This window comes from Stenotrophomonas pavanii (assembly GCF_900101175.1).
GTDB lineage: Bacteria > Pseudomonadota > Gammaproteobacteria > Xanthomonadales > Xanthomonadaceae > Stenotrophomonas > Stenotrophomonas pavanii.
The window spans coordinates 203,091-221,944 of the sequence record NZ_FNFQ01000004.1 but is presented as its reverse complement, the minus strand read 5'-3'; the positions used below and the strand labels follow the sequence as shown (position 1 = coordinate 221,944).

The following is an 18,854-nucleotide window of genomic DNA, read 5'->3' as shown; positions in this document are numbered from 1 at the left end:
CGTTTTCCTGTGGTCCGTGCGCCGGGAAAAGTCGCCTACCCGTTTTCTTTCTTTTTACTTTCGATGTTTGACATTTCGAAAGAAAACGCAGATGGTGCGCTGGCCTAACTGGAACCTCCGAATGGACGCCACCCTGCTTTCCGATGTCCCCGCCTGGCAGCGCCTGGGCGGAGCCGATACCGCTACCGAAATCGCCCAGCAGCCTGCGCTGTGGGAAGCCCTTGCGCTGGACCTGTCGCGTGCCCGCGACCGCCTGCAGGCCTTCCTTGGCGACAGCCTCAACGACCCCAACCAGCGCGTGCTGTTCACCGGCGCTGGCAGCTCCGGCTTCATCGCCGAGATGGTGGCCGACGCGATCAACGCGCAGTGGCCGGCCGAGGTGCGCGTGGTGCACACCACCAGCCTGCTGACCCACCCGGCGCTGTACCTGCAGCGCGACCGCCCGACCCTGCTGGTCTCGTTCGGCCGCAGCGGTTCCAGCCCGGAAAGCGTGGCAGCGGTGGATCGCGTGCGCAGCGACGTGGATGACGCGCGCTTCCTCGACATCACCTGCAACGCCGATGGCGAACTGGCCCGCCGTGGCGCCGGCCGTGCCGATACCTGCACCCTGCTGATGCCGTCGGCCAGCTGCGACCGCGCCTTCGCCATGACCAGCAGCCTGACCTGCATGCTGCTGGCCGCACTGACGGTGTTCGATCGCTCTCCGTGGGATGCGCGCGTGGCGCGCCTGAAGCAGATCGCCGCGCTGGCCCGCGAAGGCCAGGCACAGTGGGATGCACCGGTGGCCGCGCTGGCGCAGCGCCCGTTCAACCGTGTGATCTACCTCGGCAGTGGCCCGCTGGAAGCGCTGGCGCGCGAGTGCGCGCTGAAGGTGCTGGAACTGACCGCCGGCCGCGTGCTGGCACTGGCCAACACACCGCTGGGCTTCCGCCATGGCCCCAAGTCGACGCTGGATGGCAACACCCTGGTGGTGGTGCTGCGCAGCGTGCAGCCACTGGCGCGCCGCTACGAGCAGGACCTGCTGGAAGAGCTGCGCCGCGACGGCGTAGCGGGCCAGGTGCTGGCGATCGGCCCGCATTCGGACATCGGCGCCGACGACGACTACACCCTCAGCGTGCCGCCGCTGGACGATCCGTGGCTGGCGCCGGTGTGGCTGGGCTTTGCGCAGCTGTTCGCACTGCAGCGCTCGGCCGCGCTGGGACTGACCCCGGACAACCCGTTCCCGGACGGCACCGTCAACCGCGTCGTCAAGGGCGTCACCATCCACCATGGCTGAGCTGATCGCCCACGCCTGCTATGGCATCGACATCGGTGGCACCAAGATCGAGCTGGTGGCATGCGATGCGGCGATGCAGGTCACCTGGCGTCGCCGCGTCGGTACGCCGCAAGGGGACTACGAAGGCTTCCTGCAGGCGGTGGTGGCGCTGGTCGCCGAGGCGGATGCTGCCCTCGGCCGCAGCGATGCGGCCATCGGCATCGCCCTGCCCGGCGTGCGCGACCGGCGCAGTGGCCGCCAGCTCAGCGCGAACGTGCCCGCACTGACCGGCCAATGCGTGGCGCAGGATCTGCAGGCGCGGCTGCAACGCCCGTTGCATTTCGGCAACGACCTGCAGTGCTTTGCCTTGTCTGAAGCGCACGGCGGCGCGGCTGACGGTTACCCCAGCATGTTCGGCGCCATCCTCGGCACCGGTGCCGGTGGCGGCTTCTGCCTGCAGGGCCGGCTGCTGTCCGGCTTCAACGGCCTGGCCGGCGAATGGGGCCACTGGAGCGTGCCCGGCCACCTGCTGCAGCGCCACGGCCTGCCGCTGCTGGACTGCGGTTGCGGCCTGCAGGGCTGCGTGGAGCGCTATGTCTCCGGCAGTGGCGTGGCAATGATCGAACGTCATCTCGGTGGCAGCGCCGCCAACGCCAGCGCGGTGATCGCCCTGGCCGAGGCCGGCGATGCGCGCGCGCGCCAGGCGCTGGACATCCATCGTGACCTGCTCGGCCACAGCCTGGCCGCGCTGGTGCTGGCGCTGGACCCGCATGTGATCGTGCTCGGCGGTGGCCTTTCGCAGTACGCGCCGCTGTATCAGCAGCTGCCGGCGGCCATCGCGGCCCATCTGTTCCATGGCGTGCAGGTACCACCAATCGTGCCGCCGCGTTTCGGCGATGCCGGTGGCGCACGCGGTGCCGCGCTGCTCGCCTGCCAACCCTCGTTTTCCTGATGTCCGGAGCCTGACCATGTCCCCGCTGCAGACCCTGCTTGCCTCCCACCGCGCCGGCGCCAACGTCGGCCTGTACAGCGTCTGCTGCAGCAACGAGCAGGTGCTGCGCGCCGCCATGCATGTGGCGCTGGCCCATGGCACCGTGCTGCTGATCGAGGCCACCTCCAACCAGGTCGACCAGTTCGGCGGCTACACCGGCATGACCCCGCCGCAGTACCGCGATTACGTCGGCGCGCTGGCCGATGAAGAAGGCTTCCCGCGCGAGCGGCTGATCCTGGGCGGCGACCACCTCGGCCCGAATGCCTGGCAGAAGCGCCCGGCTGCCGAAGCGATGACCCACGCGCGCGTGCTGATCGAAGCCTACGTCGCCGCCGGTTTCCACAAGATCCACCTGGACTGCAGCATGTCCTGCGCCGATGACCCGGTGCCGCTGCCCGATGCCGTCGTCGCCGCGCGTTCGGCCGAGCTGGCCGAGATTGCCGAACGCACCGCCGCCGAACACGGCCTGCCGCCGCCGGTCTACGTGATCGGTACCGAGGTGCCGATTCCCGGGGGTGAAGCCTCGCTGGCCGAGGGCCTGCAGGTGACCACGCCGGTCGCCGCCGCGCAGACCCTGGCCATCCACCAGCAGGCGTTCGATACGCCACAGCTGCGCGATGCATGGCAGCGCGTGATCGCGATGGTGGTGCAACCGGGCGTGGACTTCGACCACAGCAGCGTGCACGAGTACAACCCGGAGGCCGCCCATGCGCTGGCCGACTTCCTCGAGCGGCAGCCGCGCATCGTGTTCGAAGCGCACTCCACCGACTACCAGCGCGAAAGCGGCCTGCACGCCCTGGTGCGCGACCACTTCGCCATCCTCAAGGTCGGCCCGGCGGCCACCTTCGCCTATCGCGAGGCGCTGTTCGCGCTGGCTGCGATCGAGGCCGAACTGCTGCCGGCTGCACAATGCTCGCGCCTGCCGCAGGTGCTGGACGCGGTGATGGTGGCGCAGCCGAAGTACTGGCAGTCCTACTACCACGGCGATGACGCCACACTGCGCCTGCTGCGCAGCTACTCCTTCAGCGACCGCTGCCGTTACTACTGGGGCGAGCCGGCGCTGGTGCAGGCGGTGCAGACCCTGTTCGCCAACCTGGAACAGCACGCGCCGCCGCTGGTGCTGCTCAGCCAGTACCTGCCGGAGCAGTACCGCGCCGTGCGCGAGGGCACGCTGGCCAACACCCCCACCGCACTGGTCCAGCACCGCATCGGCCTGTGCCTGGGCGAATATGCCCGCGCCTGCAGCGGCAACCGCGCCGGTAACCGCAGGCACGACGCAGCTTCGGCTGCCGGCGTTCCTGCGAACGGCTAATCTCTACCTTTCCCCGCGAAACCGAGAATGGCCATGCGCAACACCCGCTCCCGCCGGCAACAGATCCTGCAGCTGCTGATCGAGCACGGCTCGGTGCAGGTGGCCGATCTGGTCGAGCGCTTCGGCGTGTCGGCGGTGACCATCCGTGCCGATCTGACCCACTTCGAGTCGCAGGGCCTGGCCAACCGTACCCACGGTGGTGCCACGCTGGTGCGCACCCCGCCGCAGGAGCAGGACATCCACGAGAAGGATGCGCTGAACCTGCCACTGAAGGAGTCCATCGGCGCCTGTGCGGCGCGCCTGGTGCAGCCGGGCGACAACATCATCATCGACTCGGGCTCGACCACGATGACGCTGGCCCGCCACCTGCGCGCGCATCGCGACGTGACGGTGATGACCAATGGCCTGAACATCGCCTGGGAACTGGCCAACGCGCCGGGCATCAACGTGCTGCTGACCGGCGGCCTGCTGCGCCAGCAATCGCTCTCGCTGCAGGGCAGCCAGGCCGAAGCCAGCCTCAACTCGTACAGCTTCGACACCCTGTTCCTGGGCGTGGATGGCCTGGACCTGCAGTTCGGGCTGACCACCCATGACGAAGCCGAAGCCCGTCTCAACCACCGCATGGTCGAACGCGCGCGTCGCATCGTGGTGCTGACCGACGCCTCCAAGTTCGGCCGCGTCAGCCTGCACCGCATCGCCCGCCTGGACCAGATCCACGCCATCATCACCGACGCCGGCATCGATGACGCAACCCGCGAGGGACTGCAGCGGCTGGGCATCGACGTGATCATCGCCGAGCCTCCCGCATGACCGATACCCGTTCCCTGCACGGCCGCATCCTCACCCCACTGGGTTGGCGGCGCGGCCACGTCCACTTTGATTCGCATGTGCGCCAGCTGCAGGCGGATGACCACAGCGGCGCTGATGACCCGCAGCTGCCGGTGATCCTGCCCGGCTTCATCGACCTGCATGTGCACGGTGCGGCCGGCGTGGACCTGATGCAGGGCGGCGACGTGGCGCGCACCATCGCCCGCACCCATCTGCGCTTCGGCACCACCACGCTGCTGGCCACCACCATGACCGCCGGCCTGGACGAGATCGCGCACGCGCTGCAGGGTGTGGCCGCCGCCATGGCCGCGCCCGACGCCGATGCGGCATGCATCGTCGGCGTGCATCTGGAAGGCCCCTTCATCAGCCCGCAGCGATTGGGCGCGCAACCCGACCGCACCCTCGAGGCGACGCTGGCGCTGGTACAGCAGCTGCACGCGCTGGCGCCGATCCGGGTGATGACACTGGCGCCGGAAATCGGCGAGCACACCGCGCTGATTCCCGCACTGTCGGCACTGGGCATTCGCGTGCAGCTCGGCCACAGTGCGGGCACTTACGAAGAAGGCGTGGCTGCCCTGCAAGCGGGTGCCTCCGGCTTCACCCACCTGTTCAACGGCATGACCGGCGTCGATCACTATCGCCCAGGCATCGCTGCGGCCGCGCTGGCGCATGCGCAGTACGCCGAGATCATTCCCGACCTGCAGCACATCCACCCCGGTGTGATCCGCCTGGCTGCGCGCGCGATCCCGCGCCTGTACGCGGTGACCGACGCCACTGCCGCCACCGGCATGCCCGATGGCGAGTACGCACTGGGCGAGCAGCGCGTGCACAAGTGTGGCGGTTGCGTGCGCCTGGCCACCGGCTCGCTGGCCGGCAGCGCGCTGACCATGGACCAGGCACTGCGCAACCTGGTGCGCGTCGGCCTGGACCTGGCCGATGCCTCGCAGCGGGTTTCCACCTTCCCGGCCGACTACCTGGGCCTGGGCGATCGCGGCCGCATCGCGCCCGACGCCCGCGCCGACCTGGTGGTGCTGGACGCCGAGCTGCGCCTGCAGCAGGTGGTGGTCGGTGGGCGGGTAGTCGATCTGAACGCCGCAGACGCTTGATAGCTGCGTTCTTGTAGAGCCGAGCCATGCTCGGCTGCTTTTCGTACCGACATCGATGACGTCCGCGCCGTGCTTCGCGCGGCAAGCCGAGCATGGCCCGGCTCTACATGAAGCGCGCAAGCAAAATGCCCCAGCCACGCACCATCCCCGTTATTCCAGGAATACGCCGATGACCGCAGCCGCCGCACCTGCCGTACCCGCTTCCCCCACCCCGCGCTGGCCCGTACGCTACCTGCTCTTCATCGGCGGCCTCGGTGGCCTGCTGTACGGCATCGACATCGGCATCATCGCCGGTGCCCTGCCCTACCTGGAGGCAACGGCCAGCCACGCCTGGCAGCTCAGCAGCCAGCAGCTCGGCTTCGTGGTGGCGGCGGTACTGCTGGGCAGCGTGCTGTCCTCGCTGTTCGCCGGCATGGTCGCCGACCTGATCGGTCGCCGCGGTGCGATGCTGCTGGCCGGCCTGCTGTTCACCGCCTCCATCCCGATCATGGCGCTGGCCTCCGGCTATACGCCGCTGCTGCTGGGCCGCCTGCTTCAAGGCGTCAGCGGTGGCCTGATCGGCGTGGTGGTGCCGCTGTACCTGGCCGAGGTCCTCAGTCCCGAGCGACGTGGCCGGGGTGCGGCAATGTTCCAGCTGCTGCTGACCATTGGCCTGGTGCTGGCCGCACTGATCGGGCTGTACCACGCACATGCGGTGGATGCCGCCGCCGAAGCGGTGCGCTCGCTGCCGCTTGCACAGCAGGCGCAGGAACTGTTCACGGTGAAGGATCATGCCTGGCGCACCATCTTCTGGAGTTGCCTGGCGCCGGGCCTGTTGTTCTGCGCGGGCATTTTCTGGCTGTCCGAATCGCCGCGCTGGCTGGTGCGTCGCGGTCGCATCGACGACGCCCGCCGCAGCCTGCAGCGTGTGCTTCCCAGCGCAGACGTCGAGCCCACGCTGGCCCAGATCCAGGCGCCGGAATCGAGCAGCAGCGACGGCAGGCGCGACCCCCTGCTCAGCCGCCGCTATGTGGTGCCGTTCCTGCTGGCCTGCGTGGTGCTGGCCTGCACCCAGGCTACCGGCATCAACTCGGTGCTGGCCTACGCGGTGAACATCCTCAACCAGGCCGGCCTGTCCGGCTCGGTCGCCAACGGCGCCGACGTGGCAATCAAGCTGCTCAACGCGGTGATGACCGTGGTCGCCCTGCTGCTGGTCGACCGCAAAGGCCGCAAGTTCCTGCTGATGCTCGGCAGCGGCGGCATCTGCGTGGCGCTGCTGGCCGCCGCCACCCTGTTCTTCCAGGCCGAGCGCGGCCGTGCCGACGTGCAGCCGCAGCTGCAGGCGGCGGTCAGCGGCGACGGCCTGCAGCTGGTGCTGGACGACGCGCAGTGGCAGCGCCTGGGCAATGGCATCGACAGCCAGGGCCGGCCGATGCAGCTGACCGTGTCGTACGCCTATGGTGACTTCACCAATGTGCGGGCCCTGCGCAGCGACAACCTGACTGATCGCGAGCTGCGCATCGAGCGCGCCGGCACCGTGCAGGCCGACAGCGTGATCGGTGCCTTCTTCCGCAAACTGCATCTGAACCCGTTTGCCGACCCGGCCAGTGCCGCGCAGGCACCGCTGCGCATCGAGCAGGCCCGTATCGGCCCGGTACCGCCGCCGGCCCATGGCTGGGCGGTCGCTGCCTGCATCCTGGTGTTCGTCGCGTTCTTCGCGGTCGGCCCCGGCGTGTGCGTGTGGCTGGCGCTGTCAGAACTGATGCCCAACCGCATCCGCTCCAACGGCATGAGCATCGCCCTGCTGATCAACCAGTTCGTGTCGACCACCATCGCCGCGATCTTCCTGCCGACGGTGGGCCACTACGGCTACGCCAGCATGTTCGTGTTCTGGGCGGCGTGCACCTTCGTGTTCTTCCTGGTGGCCGCGTTCTGGCTGCCGGAGACCAAGGGCAAGTCACTGGAGGAGATCGAGGCACGGTTCGCACGGTAGCGGTCGACCTTGGTCGACCTCCGCGCGTAGCGCGGTGGCGCGCCCGTCACTGACCGGTGATGTGCCTGGCCAGCGCCTGCGCCTCGGCAACGCTCGGCAGCCCGCTCAGCATCATCGATTCCCCGAACGGGCCTTTCACCGTCGCCACCATCAGCACGCGGCCATCCACGCTGATCGCCGCTCGCTGGCCGACCAGTGCTGCCGTGCCATCGTGGATGCGCTGGTGCGCTTCGGGTCGATAGCGGATCTGCAGGCCAGGTTGCTTGTCCTGATCCAGCACGTAGCGCACATCGGCGATGTCGGCGCTACCGGCAATCGGCGGCTCGCGCAGGGCCAGGGTTTCACCTTGCCAGCGCGCCGGAGTGCCGTTGCCGGCCGCATCGACCGCGCTCAGGCGCACGTCCACACCGGCGCGCGGCGGGTGATCCTTGCCACCGGTCAGCGCGTGCGGAAGGCCACCCGGCGCGCAACCGCTCAGGGCCAGTGCCACCCCCAGCAACAACGATGGCACCGCCCTCATTTCAGCTTCCGCAGCTTGAAGGCCACCAGCACCTGCAGCAGCCCGTACAGCAGGCTGCCAATGCCGATCCACAGCGTGGTCACCGCCACGCCTGCATACGGATTGGCCGCGAACAGCAGCCCCAGCACCACTGCCAGCACGCCACTGAGGATCAGCAGCCACTCGCCCTGGATCTGCTTGCGCACGCGAATGGCGAAGACGATGCGATAGATGCCGGCTACCAGCAGCCATGCCGCCAGGAACAGCACCAGCACGCTGGCGGTGACCAGCGGGTTGATCACCGCCAGGATGCCGAAGCCCAGCGAGGCGATGGCATACAGCGCCAGCCAGCCGCGCGAGGCACCGCTGCCGCCGCTGATCAGTGCGAACAGACTGATGACGCCTTCGATGATGGCCATCACGCCCAGCGTCCAGGCCAATGCCATGGCTGCGGACAGCGGCCAACCGATGGCGATGATGCCGAAGCCGAGCGCGACCAGGCCATACAGCAGCAGGATCCACCAGCTACGGCCAACCGCCGACAACAAGGGAGACAGGGGGAAATTCATGGCCACTCCTTCGATCCGGAATCGGCTTCATCCTAGCCCGTTGCGATGAAGGGAGCGATCACGGCACCCGCGCGCACACCCACACCCGCACCTCTTCGGCGCCCACGCAGCGCAGGGTTTCGGCGACTTCGGTTACCGTGCTGCCGGTGGTCATCACGTCGTCGACCACCGTCAGACGCGTAGGCACCGGACCGTGGACATCGAACGCATCGAACAGGTTTTCCCTGCGCTGTTCGGCCGTGCGTTCGGACTGCGGCGCTGTGTGCCGCTGCCGGTACAGCCCCTGCCAGACCGGCAACGGCAGCAGCCGGCACAGCTCGGCAGCCTGGTTGTAGCCGCGCTGGCGCAGGCGCCGGCGGTGCAGCGGCACCGGCACCAGCGGCGGGCATGACCAGGGCGGTGGTGCGCGCTGCATCAACTGCGCCAGCAGGCGACCAGCCGCCAGGTCCTGATGGAACTTGTAGCGCAGCAGCAGCTGGTCCACCGGCGGCAGTATGCACGTCCCAAATTCTTGTCGCCCATGACAAACATTCATCACATATTCGAAATTTGTGTCGCTGAATTCGTGTACGTCATTGATCCATGAATCTCACGCACACTGCGCCACGCAGGCGACAAGAATTCATGCTCAAGCGCGGGGTGCAGCACGTGCATGAACTGCAGTGTGTCTGGACGTCCACTCCCAAGTTCACAGCAGGGGGATCGTGCCAAATAGGCCTGTGGTGTTTGTAATCTCAGTAGTCGCAGATCTCAGTCAACATCGACTCTCGGCCATCATGTGCGACGCGTCTTGCTTCATTCGAGAAGTAGTTGTCAGTGAGGTCGCCCTGCTCGATGGCTGCCGCTTCCTCTCCTACACGGATGGACCAATGAGCGGCGTTTCGGCCGAATACTTGCGCTGCTTACGTTCAACCAGCCACACCGAGCTGGTATTGCTTGGCCGTGGTCGCATCGGACCACGGCGCCTCGCATACTGGCCTATGTGCTGCCAGCGAGTTCCGCAGGAGCGTGGCTGCGACTTGCACGTTCGGATTAGACCAGTTTTATGCAGCGCACTGGCGGGACGGCGCCGCCAGTAACGGCCATGGAGTACCTGGCAGCCCTGGTCGAGCTGATCGTTGCTGCCGCCCCCAAGGGCCAATGTCCGGAGTAAAGGTCTTCCATTGCAGACGGACGTGCTGGTACACGGTGATTGACCATGCAGGCGGTGAGCGGCAGTGGTGACCACCGCAACATCCAGTCGATGAATTCCGGGAGACGCGCACTTCGAAGTCCTCCCGGTGGATAGATGATGTGTAGTGGAAACGACGGTCGGGCCCAGTCAGGAAGAACTTCGACCAGTTCGCCGCGGCGGGAATTCTGGCCTTGGCCGGATTAACGCCAACGACCTAGATCTCTCCTAGATCCTTGAGCACGGTTTGCCCCTTTTGCAGGAACCCAGCCAGCAGCCGGCCTCCCGCCACCCGCCGGCCCAGTTGCTCGTTGAGGTGGCTGGCCTGCAGGCGCGCATGGGCCAGTAGATCCGTCTGGGCCATGCTAGGAATCACAGCCTGGAGCGGTTCGCCTGGCGACGCCAGCTGCCCCCCAATCGGCTGGGCCACACAAGGGCGCTGGTTGCCGCTTTTGGCATATGCCGTGGCCATCATCCGGCCGTTCTTCGGCGACCAGCCACCAAGCACCAACTCGGTCCCGAGCTGCTCGATCGGCAATCCCGCCTTGGCTGCCGCCTTCTCGTAGTTTGGCCACAACTGGTCCACCACAAACCCCAGCTCGGCAGATAACTGTTCCATTGAGAAATCTGCGCGAAAGCTGGCCTGCAGCGCCAACTCATAAATGCGAAGGAAGAACTGCATAGAACCTCGCGTAGCAAACACAAGGTTGTGCTGAGGGATCAGCAGCAGCTTTGCCCCAGCGGAATGTGCCCCTGTGAGAGCATCCTCTGCCAAGGTATCTACCGCAACGACAAGGTGGTCACGAGTGAGCAAAAGGTTGAGGATGCTCATGGCGAACTCGTCCAGACGATCGCAGACTATCGCCTTCCCGCCCCTTGCCTGTCCAGACTGCCATGACCTCCGAGATCACAGAAATCCTTGACCGCCTCCACGCTTGCGAGGCCGCGCTTGAGATGCACCGCGGCTACCTCAAAGCAATGGAGTATGGGTTGCGGGTTTCGTTTCTAACACACCAAGACCAAGAGATCCTTCTCGACACGTGGACCAGACCGCTTCCCTCGATCGCTCATAGCCACGAGAGAGTCGGTGGTCAGCAATTTGCGGCCGCATTCCAGCAATCCCTAACAGTTCTCACTGAGCAGATCGGAGCTGAGTGCCATAGACCTTAAGCAGCCAAAGCGTGCAGCTCAGCGAGTGCGGCAATGTTTGCTCTCAGCCAAAAGGAGACGTCTCATCTACAGCAGCTTGACCGCGAGTTCCACTGAATCATGCCTTGTCTGAGCAGCGCGGCTTCCAAGCAGAGGTCCCTCGTGGCAGAACCAAGAGTGAGATGGCGAAGTCATAGTGGTCGGCAGTGACCTTCATTTCACGAAGACTTGTTCCACTTGCCACATATGGAAACCAGAGCTTAGCGTCCGTTTCAACGCCTATCGTATTCTTCGGCACGTCACTAGACGCAAGTACATCGTCTGGGACTGCGATGACCTTCCGCCGCGACGGGAAGAACGCCCCGCTACGAAACGCGGACTGGCTTGCTTTGGACTTCAGGACGTAACCATCGCGGTGAATAACTACCACAGCGTTGTGGTCCGTGTAACCAATCCAGCGAAGTAGTGCAGCAGTCAGAGATACGCCGTATCTATCGGCACAACCGCTTATGGCATCAAGACTAGCGTCAGTGCCCATCTGCGCACGAAAGTCGTCTAGCGGCATCAACAATGTCGACGCGAAGTAGTCCGCCTCGGCTTCAATATCCCGTTCATCCAGGTCGAGATCGACCATATCTTCATCGGTGCACTGAAAGCACTCGCGTTCATGGCGGTGTAATAAATAGTGCCCTAGTTCGTGAGCCTGGGTGAATTTGATCCTGCCGAGTGACCTTAGGGCACTGTTGTACAGAAGAAGCCAGCGTTTGCGCCTGTCATCCGGGAACAGAGCGCCGTCGAAGTTGTTGATCGCCTCCCCACGCACCTCGGTTATGGGGTCATCCCACTTGAAGATGTTCGCGGCCTCCAACGCCAGGCCCTGCACGTCTATAGGAAATCTAGGCGTGCCGTGGGCTTGCGAGATGGCATTTAGCAGATTCGTAAGCCTGTAAGCGGCCTTCGGCGGGGTCAGCGCCGCGGACCTATCCCTTTCTGAAGCTGTCGACGATCTTCCTGACACGTTCCCTGTCCTCCGGCTCAAGGTTGCTGTAGTTGCGGAAGAAGGCTTCATCCAAGTGCCTCTCCTCCGGGCTCCCGGCTTCTTCGTGAAGCAGGAAGTCGACCGTAACGCCAAAGACGCCAGCGATCGCACCCAGCTTCTCAGCTGAGGGACTGGGAGCTTCCTTGCGATTCTCTATCTCCCACAAATAGCTCTTACTGATGCCACTGGCATCCGCCAAGGCGTCGAGTGTGAGGCCGGACTTTTTCCGAAGATCTTTGACCTTGGTCTGAAAGGCTTTGTTCATGTTTGTGCATAAGGTCAGTGCAATCGCAAGTTGCACTATACCGAACAAGATGTTTGACAGTAGCGAATGTACACGGCACACTCCGCTTTGTTCGGTCAACCGAACATCCACTCATGCAATACCGATAGCGCCCAAGGAGGCCAGTATGAGCAAGCCCAGTGGACTCAAGCCGGGTCAGCCCGCCCCGACGTCGGGTCAGTACCAGATCATCGGCCCACGTGGGGGGCAAGGTCCCGAGCGCACCGTAGTGCGCCGGGAACCCCTGCCACCGACGCCGACCCGCGGATCAACCTACCGACTGGTCGATCCCACCAAGACAAAGCGCTGAGCTAGGTCGGAGGGGCGGTGCCTGGATGCGGCCGCCCCCTCTCCGGGCTGATCAAGCCATCAAATCCCGCGAGCGACCCGTGCGGACAGTCGAACCGAGCGCGCGAATCGTGTCATCAGGAGAGAAGCAATTGAGTACCAGTCTTCAATCGGCTGCACGTCCAGGCATCGCCTACGAGAACCAGCTCCTAGGTGCCTTCATCTACGCATTGGGTTACGAGAGCGGTAGAACTGGAAAACCCTTGCCTGTGAATCTGTTCCAGCAGACCCCTCTCGACGGCACGTTCGGCGATCTCATCGCGGGGGGGGACTGGTGTGTGGCGTTGGAGTTCAAGCGCAGCTGGCCGGCCGCACGCTCAGAACGCGGCAAGTGGCCACCGGCCAACCTTCAGCGCTATCTGGAGGATAAGCAGATGCAGGATATCGCCAAGAAGGCCCATTTCTTGTGCTTCGGCGCCAAGGATCAAGATGAAATAACGATTGGTGCAATGCGCTACTCCGCATTCTTGCGGGACCCCGAAGCGAGCAAAGGTCAGGCCACCAGAGGAACGGCGATGGTGGATCTCCTGGTTAACTGCACTGGGCTTGATAGACAAACGTCTCCGCTTGGCGTGGCACCAAGGGTCCTCGAATCCTATCTGAGGCGACTCAGCGTAATGAGGAAGCTGATGGGAAGCGGAGAACCGCCAGCGCAGTGGCTAGCCGTCGCCAGTACGGCGCAAGGCTACAGAATCCGGTCGGCTGATTCATTGGAGCAGCTCCTTGATATGCCAAAAACCCGCTCATGGGAGAGATCCGCTGAGTTGGGCAGAACGCCCGAGCACAAGAAGAGCTTCGACCGGGAACGGTAGGTCTCCCAATACATTGCCTTGCACCCCTGCGATGACAGTTGATACGCGCTACTCGCAATCGACGTCCGCTTTCGGCCAAAAGCGGACATTTGCCACGCCCGCAACAAACCTATCTAGTTCGCCGGTCGTACGTTTAGCACGCGTCCAATAAATTGAAGGCACAGCATGCTGTACCTTCGTAGCTTGCGCCTACGGACTCAGGAGGCCTTAAGGTTGGTTTTCATCCAGTCTCTGATTCCCTCAAGCTTCGCCCCCGCCTTCACGTTGAAAGTCAGATCCTTGTCCCAGGAAACCCCCTTGCCCTGCGCAAAAACAGCTCGATACTTCTTGATCATGTTTGACGGGTCGTCGGCCAGTTCCTGCATCAATTGCGGAGTGCTCCAGACACTGTAGCTGAAGGCCTCTCCGAAATGCTCTTCAAGAATTTCCGGCAGTTCTTCGTAGCGAATCGTGTCGCCTGCCAGATAGACGATCTCGTTCCGAATTGGCGGCGAGTGGAACATGATCTGTGCAGTCATGGCACCAATGTCGTCAGGAGACGTCAGCGTGACTGAGTTGGCACCTGATCCGAGCGCGTGGACACTTCTGTTGGCAAGGTCGATAACACCGAATTCAGGTTCGAAGAGATAGCTGGTGAACATTCCGGTGGAAATGACAACCCAGTCCATCGCCGACTGCGCGCGGAGATAGTCGCGCACGTCCAACTGCGCATCGAACAGATCTTGCGGCCCCCCGCGGCCGATGGCATCGAAGTCAGCGCCGAACTGCCAGGGGAAATATCGCGGGATGCCCGACTTCACCGCCGCGCGGGCCACCTTCATCGGGGTATCCAGCCCTGCTGCGTAACCAGCGCAACCAATTACAGTGTCATAACGAGAGAACAGCTCCGCCAGCTCGTCGACGGTTGCCTTGACGAGATCACCTGGGACAAGGGCCACACCAAGCGAACGGATCTCATCGATGACGGCGCGCTTTTCTGGCAGCGTAGATTCAATCGACGCATTCCGAAGCATCACACTGATTGTTGCGCCATGGTTGTTAGCCATGCGGGCAAGGTTGCGGATGACCGGCATCCCGAGTTCGCCGGCGCCCAGTACCAAGATCGAGCGAGAATCAATCGGTGTAGACATTGGAACCACCATGTGTGCTTAAGATGAAAGCGATTCTGCCCCTTCCACCCTTGCCACGTAAGAAGGCACACCGATGATACCGGACGCACCATTCATGAGTTCAGAAGATCTGCTGCGGCATTCCCAATCTATATGTGAGGGAATGAGCACTGATGATGACGGCCTTCGGCGTGAGGTTCTTATGCATGCAGGTAGCCGTTGGTCCTTGGGAATCATACACACGCTTGGCGTGTATGGAACATTGCGTCACGCGGACGTGGCGAGACGAATGACAGGAATCACTCAACGCATGCTGACGCGCACGCTGCGTCAGCTGGAAAGGGATGGCTTGATATGCCGGCAGGACTTCGGGGAGGTGCCCCCTCGCGTGGAGTACAGCATCACCCCTCTGGGGAAAGACCTTCTGGTGCTGATGATCCCTATGTGGACTTGGGTGGTGCAGCACGCTGAAGACTTCCGAAGCTGTCGACAGGAATTCGATGCAAAAACAGACGGAACCTCCTCCCTCTGATACGTCCAGCACCAGTCCGCTGCCTGAACTGCCTTGCAGATTCGTTGAAGAAGGCTCCCCTCGCCGCCCAGGTATGAGTGAGCCTTGCGATTTATGACCGAGCGGTCTAAAGTGAACGCATGCCCATTTCTTCAACCCCGACACCGCCACGCCGCGGGCGCCCACCCAAACCCGGTCGCGGGTTCGAGGATACCCGCGGTGAAATGATCCGTGTTGGTTTGGAATTGTTGACTGAGCGCAGCTTCTCAGCGACAGGCGTTGACGCTGTGGTGAAGAGTCTGGGAGTTCCAAAGGGCTCGTTTTACCACTACTTCGACAGCAAAGAGGCCTACGGCCTGGCTGTGCTTCAGGCGTACGACGCCTATTTCTGCCGCAAGCTTGATCGTCACCTCCTTGACGTAGCGCGGGATCCCTTGGATCGAATCGTCGCGTTCATGGCTGATGCCTGCAATGGACTACAGCGATTCCAGTTCCGCCGCGGGTGCCTGGTCGGCAATCTTGGGCAGGAAGTCGGCACCCTGCCCATCGCTTTCCGAGATTGCCTGCTGAGCGTGTTCAATGGATGGGAGCTTCGACTGGCCAACTGCCTACGGCTCGCCCAGGCTCGGGGTGACCTGTCCTCCGCCGCTGACTGTAAAGCGATTGCGAGTTACTTCTGGATAGGCTGGGAGGGCGCAGTCCTGCGCGCCAGGCTGGAGGGCGGCGTCGCGCCATTACAGATCTTCTCGCAGTGCTTCATTGCAGGGTTGCCTCGGTAGTCGCTTTTTTGCCCATTTCTAGTCGATCGGTCTTAATTGCGAGGCGTGATCGTACATCAACGTGAGGAGCAGATATGTTCAACGCAGTGCACATCAACAAGGTCGCAGACAAGCTCGAGGTTGCAGTCGCGCAACTGGCGGAGTCAGCGCTGCCACCAGGCAATGTCACAGTTCGTATTGCCTACAGCACCTTGAACTATAAGGATGCGATGGCCATCACTGGCCAGGGAGGCGCGGTGGTCAGAACGTTTCCCATGGTGCCAGGTATCGACTTTGTCGGCACTGTCAGTGAGTCTGCAGACGCCCGCTACAAGATTGGTGACTGGGTCATTCTCAATGGCTGGGGAGTTGGGGAGCGGTATTGGGGCGGACTCTCGCAGGCAGCCCGGGTAAATGCCGATTGGCTGATCCCCTTACCTCAAGGCATGAAACCGCAGCATGCGATGGCTATTGGTACGGCTGGCTATACAGCGATGCTGAGTCTGCTGGCCCTGGAGCGGCATGGGCTCACGCCGGAGGCCGGAGATGTCCTGGTCACAGGCGCCAGTGGAGGCGTAGGCAGCTTCGCCATTGCGCTCCTTGCGGCACGTGCGTACAGGGTGGTCGCGTCCACCGGACGCCTTGAGGAGGCCGAATACCTAAAAGACCTGGGCGCCGCCGAAATTATTGATCGAAGGACCCTATCCGAGCCTGGTAAGCCCCTTCAACAGGAGAGGTGGAGCGCTGCCATTGATTCAGTGGGAAGCCATACACTGGCCAATGCTTGTGCCGCGATCAAGGCTGACGGCGCCGTGGCTGCGTGCGGGCTGGCCCAAGGCATGGATTTCCCCTCCACGGTAGCTCCCTTCATCCTGCGCGGGATCAGTCTTCTCGGCATCAACAGCGTGACACGTCCTACGTCGGAGCGAATCCAGGCATGGGCTCGACTCGTAACAGATGTTGATGTGCGGAAGCTCGATGCGATCACCCATGAAATCGGTCTTGGGGACGTAATCGAAAGCGCACACGGGCTGATGGCCGGCAAGGTGCGGGGCCGTATCGTGGTCGATGTGAACCGCTGACGGCTTGCTTCAGTCGATTTGCAGCAACGTCTGCGCACGTCTTCAGGTGATAGGAAAGGCGACGTTTAGCGCGACGGTCGGCGATCTGCACAAGCGAAGCTTCCTGTCACAGTAACCGCGGGGCGGTCCGCTTTCCCCGCTTACAGTCGCCGGCGGGCGCGCAGCCGATCAGGGTCGTGCTTCGTAATCCCGCAGGTATGTCCGCTTCCGGCCAAAAGCGGACATCGAATGCCTGAAATATGACGCCCCGCGGGGCGAGTTCCGCTTGAACGAATCTGTTAGATCTCTGTACGCTGGATCGCTCTCAGCTTAGTCATTTGGTTGTCACCATAGGGCGTCAGCGTCCAATATGTAGCCGTGTCTTTCACGCTGCGATTCTTGCTGCTCTTGGTAATCAATCCTAGCGCGCGAAGTTGGATCTTCACGGTCTGGAAATCGTCTCGAAGCACAGCGAAATCAAAGAACTTTTGGCCTTTGAAACGCTTCTGTGAGTGCAGGTCTTCGTATTCCTTCGATCTCACAAGGCTATTGAGAGCTATCTGCAGGCCAGACTCATCAGACTCGTCGATCATGAGCGGTGCAAGCGCTGAGAAGATTTCGTCCCAGGTGAGGACAGAGTCCCCCGAATAGGTCTCTCCGTTGTGCCTGTACTCTGTTGTAGACGCTATGAAGCTATAAGCGAGAGAGACCTGATCACCGCCTTGCGCCAACGTGCTAGCACCTTGCGGTGCTTCAGTTGCTACCGCTGAAAGTTTCCGCTCCAGTTCATCCACTGTCCTACGAAGGGACAAGATCTCAGTAGTAGCACTCTCTGACGGAACCTGATCACCTCGCACCCAGCCAATACTGGGATGTGTCTTGATCAGTTTGACGAGACTGCGACTGACTTGGCTTCCGAGGTCAGCCGGAGAGTCCCAGAAGCGACACATGCGCTTCTGGACAAACTCTCGGAACTCTCCAAGCTTCTCTCGCCCGCTCTCCGACTGCTCCGATTTGCTCGTTGCGATCTGAGATGGGTCTTTGTGGACAAAGCCAAGAATTGGCATTCCTTTTTCCAGCGCGTATCGGTATTCCATCTCGGTGTAACTATGGCCGTTAGGGCCGATGCTGCCATAGCGCCCCCCTAGGATGACCATGTAGTAGTCACAATCATCAATGACCTTTTTGATGAGCGTCCATTGGTCTTCGTTTGCGGCTGGAAACAACTCCATGCCAGATGGGATGCAATCAAGTTCAAGCAATGCCTGCATCACTTCCTGACGCTCTTGCTGCAGGTCCGCGAACGTCGAGCTCACAAAAACCTGGTATCGCTTTTCCACGCAGTACTACCTCCAGAGACGGAACGTTCGAACTAAGCCGAGCCGCGAAGCGGCTTCGGCTCCAATGAATTGTTAGACGGCATCCGCGTGAACAGCTGAAGGTGATAACTGCCGTGTAGTGAAGGATAAGCGGAACCTGAGGATACAAAGCCAAGGCTAGCCAAAGCCCGGTGCATTGGGACGTTGCGTGTGCGCGAAGTGGCAAATACTCCACTGCCATCAGTTAGGGACAATGCAGCTTGTGAAAGAAGCCGAGCGTAACCATTGCCTCTGGCCTCCATGGCGATGAACACCCAGCCAAGCTCATACGGGTAAGAGTCCTGCGGCAGTTCTATCCCCGAGGAAGATGAAACTCTAGCGCGATACCCAGCATTGGGATGTTTGAGGGCGGCTACTCCGGCCAAGCGCCCGCCAAATTGCAGGAACGCCAAGTTAGCGGCGCTCATGACACGCTGTTTCAGCCCGCCGACTGCAACCTCTCCGCCTTGCTCTACAAGAGCGACAAAGTCACAGATTTCTGTGGCCGAGCAGTTGCTTGGGGTTTTTGAAAAGATCTCGTATGCACTGTCCATGCCAGCAACTACCTACTAGACGGACCCCTGCGTCCGGACTTAGTCTTCCCAAACGCACCGTGCGATGAGTTTCCTTTATTACAGCTTGATCTTAGGGCTACAGGCTCCGGCTAACAAGCCTGCCTATAACCGGACTCAGCGTTGGGCTCGGCGACCGCACCAATGTCCG

18 protein-coding genes and 1 pseudogene are annotated in these 18,854 nt (G+C 62.7%); 10 read left to right on the top strand and 9 right to left on the bottom strand.

Annotation, left to right across the window (positions count from 1 at the left end; genetic code table 11):
• Positions 1–121: 121 nt before the first annotated feature.
• The 6 genes from BLS66_RS09605 (at position 122) to BLS66_RS09580 (ending at position 7,464) form a co-directional block, all read left to right on the top strand.
• Positions 122–1,276: an SIS domain-containing protein gene (locus tag BLS66_RS09605; protein WP_053461636.1), complete on the top strand. Its 1,155-nt coding sequence runs from the start codon at positions 122–124 to the stop codon at positions 1,274–1,276.
• On the top strand, positions 1,269–2,207 hold the full coding sequence (locus BLS66_RS09600; protein WP_074725749.1) for an ROK family protein: 939 nt from the start codon (positions 1,269–1,271) through the stop codon (positions 2,205–2,207). Before BLS66_RS09605 ends, BLS66_RS09600 begins: the two co-directional genes overlap by 8 nt.
• Positions 2,208–2,223: 16 nt before the next feature.
• Positions 2,224–3,558 carry a D-tagatose-bisphosphate aldolase, class II, non-catalytic subunit gene (locus BLS66_RS09595; protein ID WP_074725748.1) on the top strand — a complete coding sequence of 445 codons (1,335 nt, stop codon included), beginning with the start codon at positions 2,224–2,226 and terminating at the stop codon, positions 3,556–3,558.
• Positions 3,559–3,591: 33 nt separating this feature from the next.
• A complete protein-coding gene (locus tag BLS66_RS09590; protein ID WP_049468965.1) occupies positions 3,592–4,368 on the top strand; it encodes a DeoR family transcriptional regulator in 777 nt (258 codons plus the stop codon).
• On the top strand, positions 4,365–5,492 hold the full coding sequence (locus tag BLS66_RS09585; RefSeq protein ID WP_074725747.1) for an N-acetylglucosamine-6-phosphate deacetylase: 1,128 nt from the start codon (positions 4,365–4,367) through the stop codon (positions 5,490–5,492). The genes BLS66_RS09590 and BLS66_RS09585 overlap by 4 nt, the downstream gene beginning before the upstream one ends.
• A 169-nt stretch (positions 5,493–5,661) precedes the next feature.
• The gene (locus BLS66_RS09580; protein ID WP_074725746.1) at positions 5,662–7,464 is read left to right on the top strand and encodes an MFS transporter; all 1,803 of its coding nucleotides are present in this window, start codon (positions 5,662–5,664) and stop codon (positions 7,462–7,464) included.
• 46 nt (positions 7,465–7,510) lie between these two features.
• Here the strand turns inward: BLS66_RS09580 and BLS66_RS09575 are convergent, their stop codons facing one another.
• The 6 genes and pseudogenes from BLS66_RS09575 to BLS66_RS09540 form a co-directional block, all read right to left on the bottom strand.
• Complete coding sequence (locus BLS66_RS09575; protein ID WP_074725745.1) at positions 7,511–7,984, bottom strand: SecDF P1 head subdomain-containing protein; 474 nt, start codon at positions 7,982–7,984, stop codon at positions 7,511–7,513.
• The gene (locus BLS66_RS09570) at positions 7,981–8,532 is read right to left on the bottom strand and encodes an HdeD family acid-resistance protein (RefSeq protein WP_074725744.1); all 552 of its coding nucleotides are present in this window, start codon (positions 8,530–8,532) and stop codon (positions 7,981–7,983) included. Before BLS66_RS09570 ends, BLS66_RS09575 begins: the two co-directional genes overlap by 4 nt.
• A 58-nt stretch (positions 8,533–8,590) precedes the next feature.
• A pseudogene (locus BLS66_RS09565) lies at positions 8,591–9,025 on the bottom strand (ComF family protein); the annotation flags it as partial.
• 895 nt (positions 9,026–9,920) lie between these two features.
• Positions 9,921–10,535 carry a hypothetical protein gene (locus BLS66_RS09555; RefSeq protein WP_074725742.1) on the bottom strand — a complete coding sequence of 205 codons (615 nt, stop codon included), beginning with the start codon at positions 10,533–10,535 and terminating at the stop codon, positions 9,921–9,923.
• A 435-nt stretch (positions 10,536–10,970) separates the two neighbouring features.
• A complete protein-coding gene (locus tag BLS66_RS09545; protein WP_244152977.1) occupies positions 10,971–11,735 on the bottom strand; it encodes an ImmA/IrrE family metallo-endopeptidase in 765 nt (254 codons plus the stop codon).
• Between the two features lie 97 nt (positions 11,736–11,832).
• The gene (locus BLS66_RS09540) at positions 11,833–12,156 is read right to left on the bottom strand and encodes a helix-turn-helix domain-containing protein (RefSeq protein ID WP_074725740.1); all 324 of its coding nucleotides are present in this window, start codon (positions 12,154–12,156) and stop codon (positions 11,833–11,835) included.
• Between the two features lie 458 nt (positions 12,157–12,614).
• Between BLS66_RS09540 and BLS66_RS09530 the strand changes: the two genes are divergently transcribed.
• A complete protein-coding gene (locus BLS66_RS09530) occupies positions 12,615–13,334 on the top strand; it encodes a hypothetical protein (RefSeq protein ID WP_143025147.1) in 720 nt (239 codons plus the stop codon).
• Positions 13,335–13,531: 197 nt separating this feature from the next.
• On the opposite strand, the gene BLS66_RS09525 is transcribed toward BLS66_RS09530, so the two are convergent.
• Entirely contained in the window at positions 13,532–14,464 is a 933-nt protein-coding gene (locus BLS66_RS09525; protein WP_074725785.1) for an aromatic alcohol reductase, read from the bottom strand.
• Positions 14,465–14,537: 73 nt separating this feature from the next.
• Between BLS66_RS09525 and BLS66_RS09520 the strand changes: the two genes are divergently transcribed.
• The 3 genes from BLS66_RS09520 (at position 14,538) to acuI (ending at position 16,794) form a co-directional block, all read left to right on the top strand.
• Positions 14,538–14,975, top strand: coding sequence for a winged helix-turn-helix transcriptional regulator (locus BLS66_RS09520; RefSeq protein ID WP_083348151.1), 438 nt, complete (start codon positions 14,538–14,540; stop codon positions 14,973–14,975).
• A gap of 119 nt (positions 14,976–15,094) precedes the next feature.
• A complete protein-coding gene (acuR, locus tag BLS66_RS09515; protein WP_074725737.1) occupies positions 15,095–15,733 on the top strand; it encodes an acrylate utilization transcriptional regulator AcuR in 639 nt (212 codons plus the stop codon).
• A 74-nt stretch (positions 15,734–15,807) separates the two neighbouring features.
• Complete coding sequence (acuI, locus tag BLS66_RS09510; RefSeq protein ID WP_074725736.1) at positions 15,808–16,794, top strand: acrylyl-CoA reductase (NADPH); 987 nt, start codon at positions 15,808–15,810, stop codon at positions 16,792–16,794.
• A gap of 278 nt (positions 16,795–17,072) precedes the next feature.
• Here the strand turns inward: acuI and BLS66_RS09505 are convergent, their stop codons facing one another.
• Positions 17,073–18,113, bottom strand: a complete 1,041-nt coding sequence (locus tag BLS66_RS09505; protein WP_074725735.1) for a DUF4062 domain-containing protein — start codon at positions 18,111–18,113, stop codon at positions 17,073–17,075.
• Positions 18,114–18,145: 32 nt separating this feature from the next.
• The gene (locus BLS66_RS09500; RefSeq protein WP_074725734.1) at positions 18,146–18,685 is read right to left on the bottom strand and encodes a GNAT family N-acetyltransferase; all 540 of its coding nucleotides are present in this window, start codon (positions 18,683–18,685) and stop codon (positions 18,146–18,148) included.
• Positions 18,686–18,854: the final 169 nt, after the last annotated feature.

Bases quoted from the DNA above. Each gene is read 5' to 3' on its own strand.
- BLS66_RS09600 (WP_074725749.1), top strand. From the start codon at position 1,269: ATGGCTGAGCTGATCGCCCACGCCTGCTATGGCATCGACATCGGTGGC.
- BLS66_RS09590 (WP_049468965.1), top strand. From the start codon at position 3,592: ATGCGCAACACCCGCTCCCGCCGGCAACAGATCCTGCAGCTGCTGATC.
- BLS66_RS09520 (WP_083348151.1), top strand. From the start codon at position 14,538: ATGATACCGGACGCACCATTCATGAGTTCAGAAGATCTGCTGCGGCAT.
- BLS66_RS09605 (WP_053461636.1), top strand. From the start codon at position 122: ATGGACGCCACCCTGCTTTCCGATGTCCCCGCCTGGCAGCGCCTGGGC.
- BLS66_RS09500 (WP_074725734.1), bottom strand. From the start codon at position 18,685: ATGGACAGTGCATACGAGATCTTTTCAAAAACCCCAAGCAACTGCTCG.
- BLS66_RS09575 (WP_074725745.1), bottom strand. From the start codon at position 7,984: ATGAGGGCGGTGCCATCGTTGTTGCTGGGGGTGGCACTGGCCCTGAGC.
- BLS66_RS09555 (WP_074725742.1), bottom strand. From the start codon at position 10,535: ATGAGCATCCTCAACCTTTTGCTCACTCGTGACCACCTTGTCGTTGCG.
- BLS66_RS09570 (WP_074725744.1), bottom strand. From the start codon at position 8,532: ATGAATTTCCCCCTGTCTCCCTTGTTGTCGGCGGTTGGCCGTAGCTGG.
- BLS66_RS09525 (WP_074725785.1), bottom strand. From the start codon at position 14,464: ATGTCTACACCGATTGATTCTCGCTCGATCTTGGTACTGGGCGCCGGC.
- acuR (WP_074725737.1), top strand. From the start codon at position 15,095: ATGCCCATTTCTTCAACCCCGACACCGCCACGCCGCGGGCGCCCACCC.
- BLS66_RS09540 (WP_074725740.1), bottom strand. From the start codon at position 12,156: ATGAACAAAGCCTTTCAGACCAAGGTCAAAGATCTTCGGAAAAAGTCC.
- acuI (WP_074725736.1), top strand. From the start codon at position 15,808: ATGTTCAACGCAGTGCACATCAACAAGGTCGCAGACAAGCTCGAGGTT.
- BLS66_RS09595 (WP_074725748.1), top strand. From the start codon at position 2,224: ATGTCCCCGCTGCAGACCCTGCTTGCCTCCCACCGCGCCGGCGCCAAC.
- BLS66_RS09585 (WP_074725747.1), top strand. From the start codon at position 4,365: ATGACCGATACCCGTTCCCTGCACGGCCGCATCCTCACCCCACTGGGT.
- BLS66_RS09580 (WP_074725746.1), top strand. From the start codon at position 5,662: ATGACCGCAGCCGCCGCACCTGCCGTACCCGCTTCCCCCACCCCGCGC.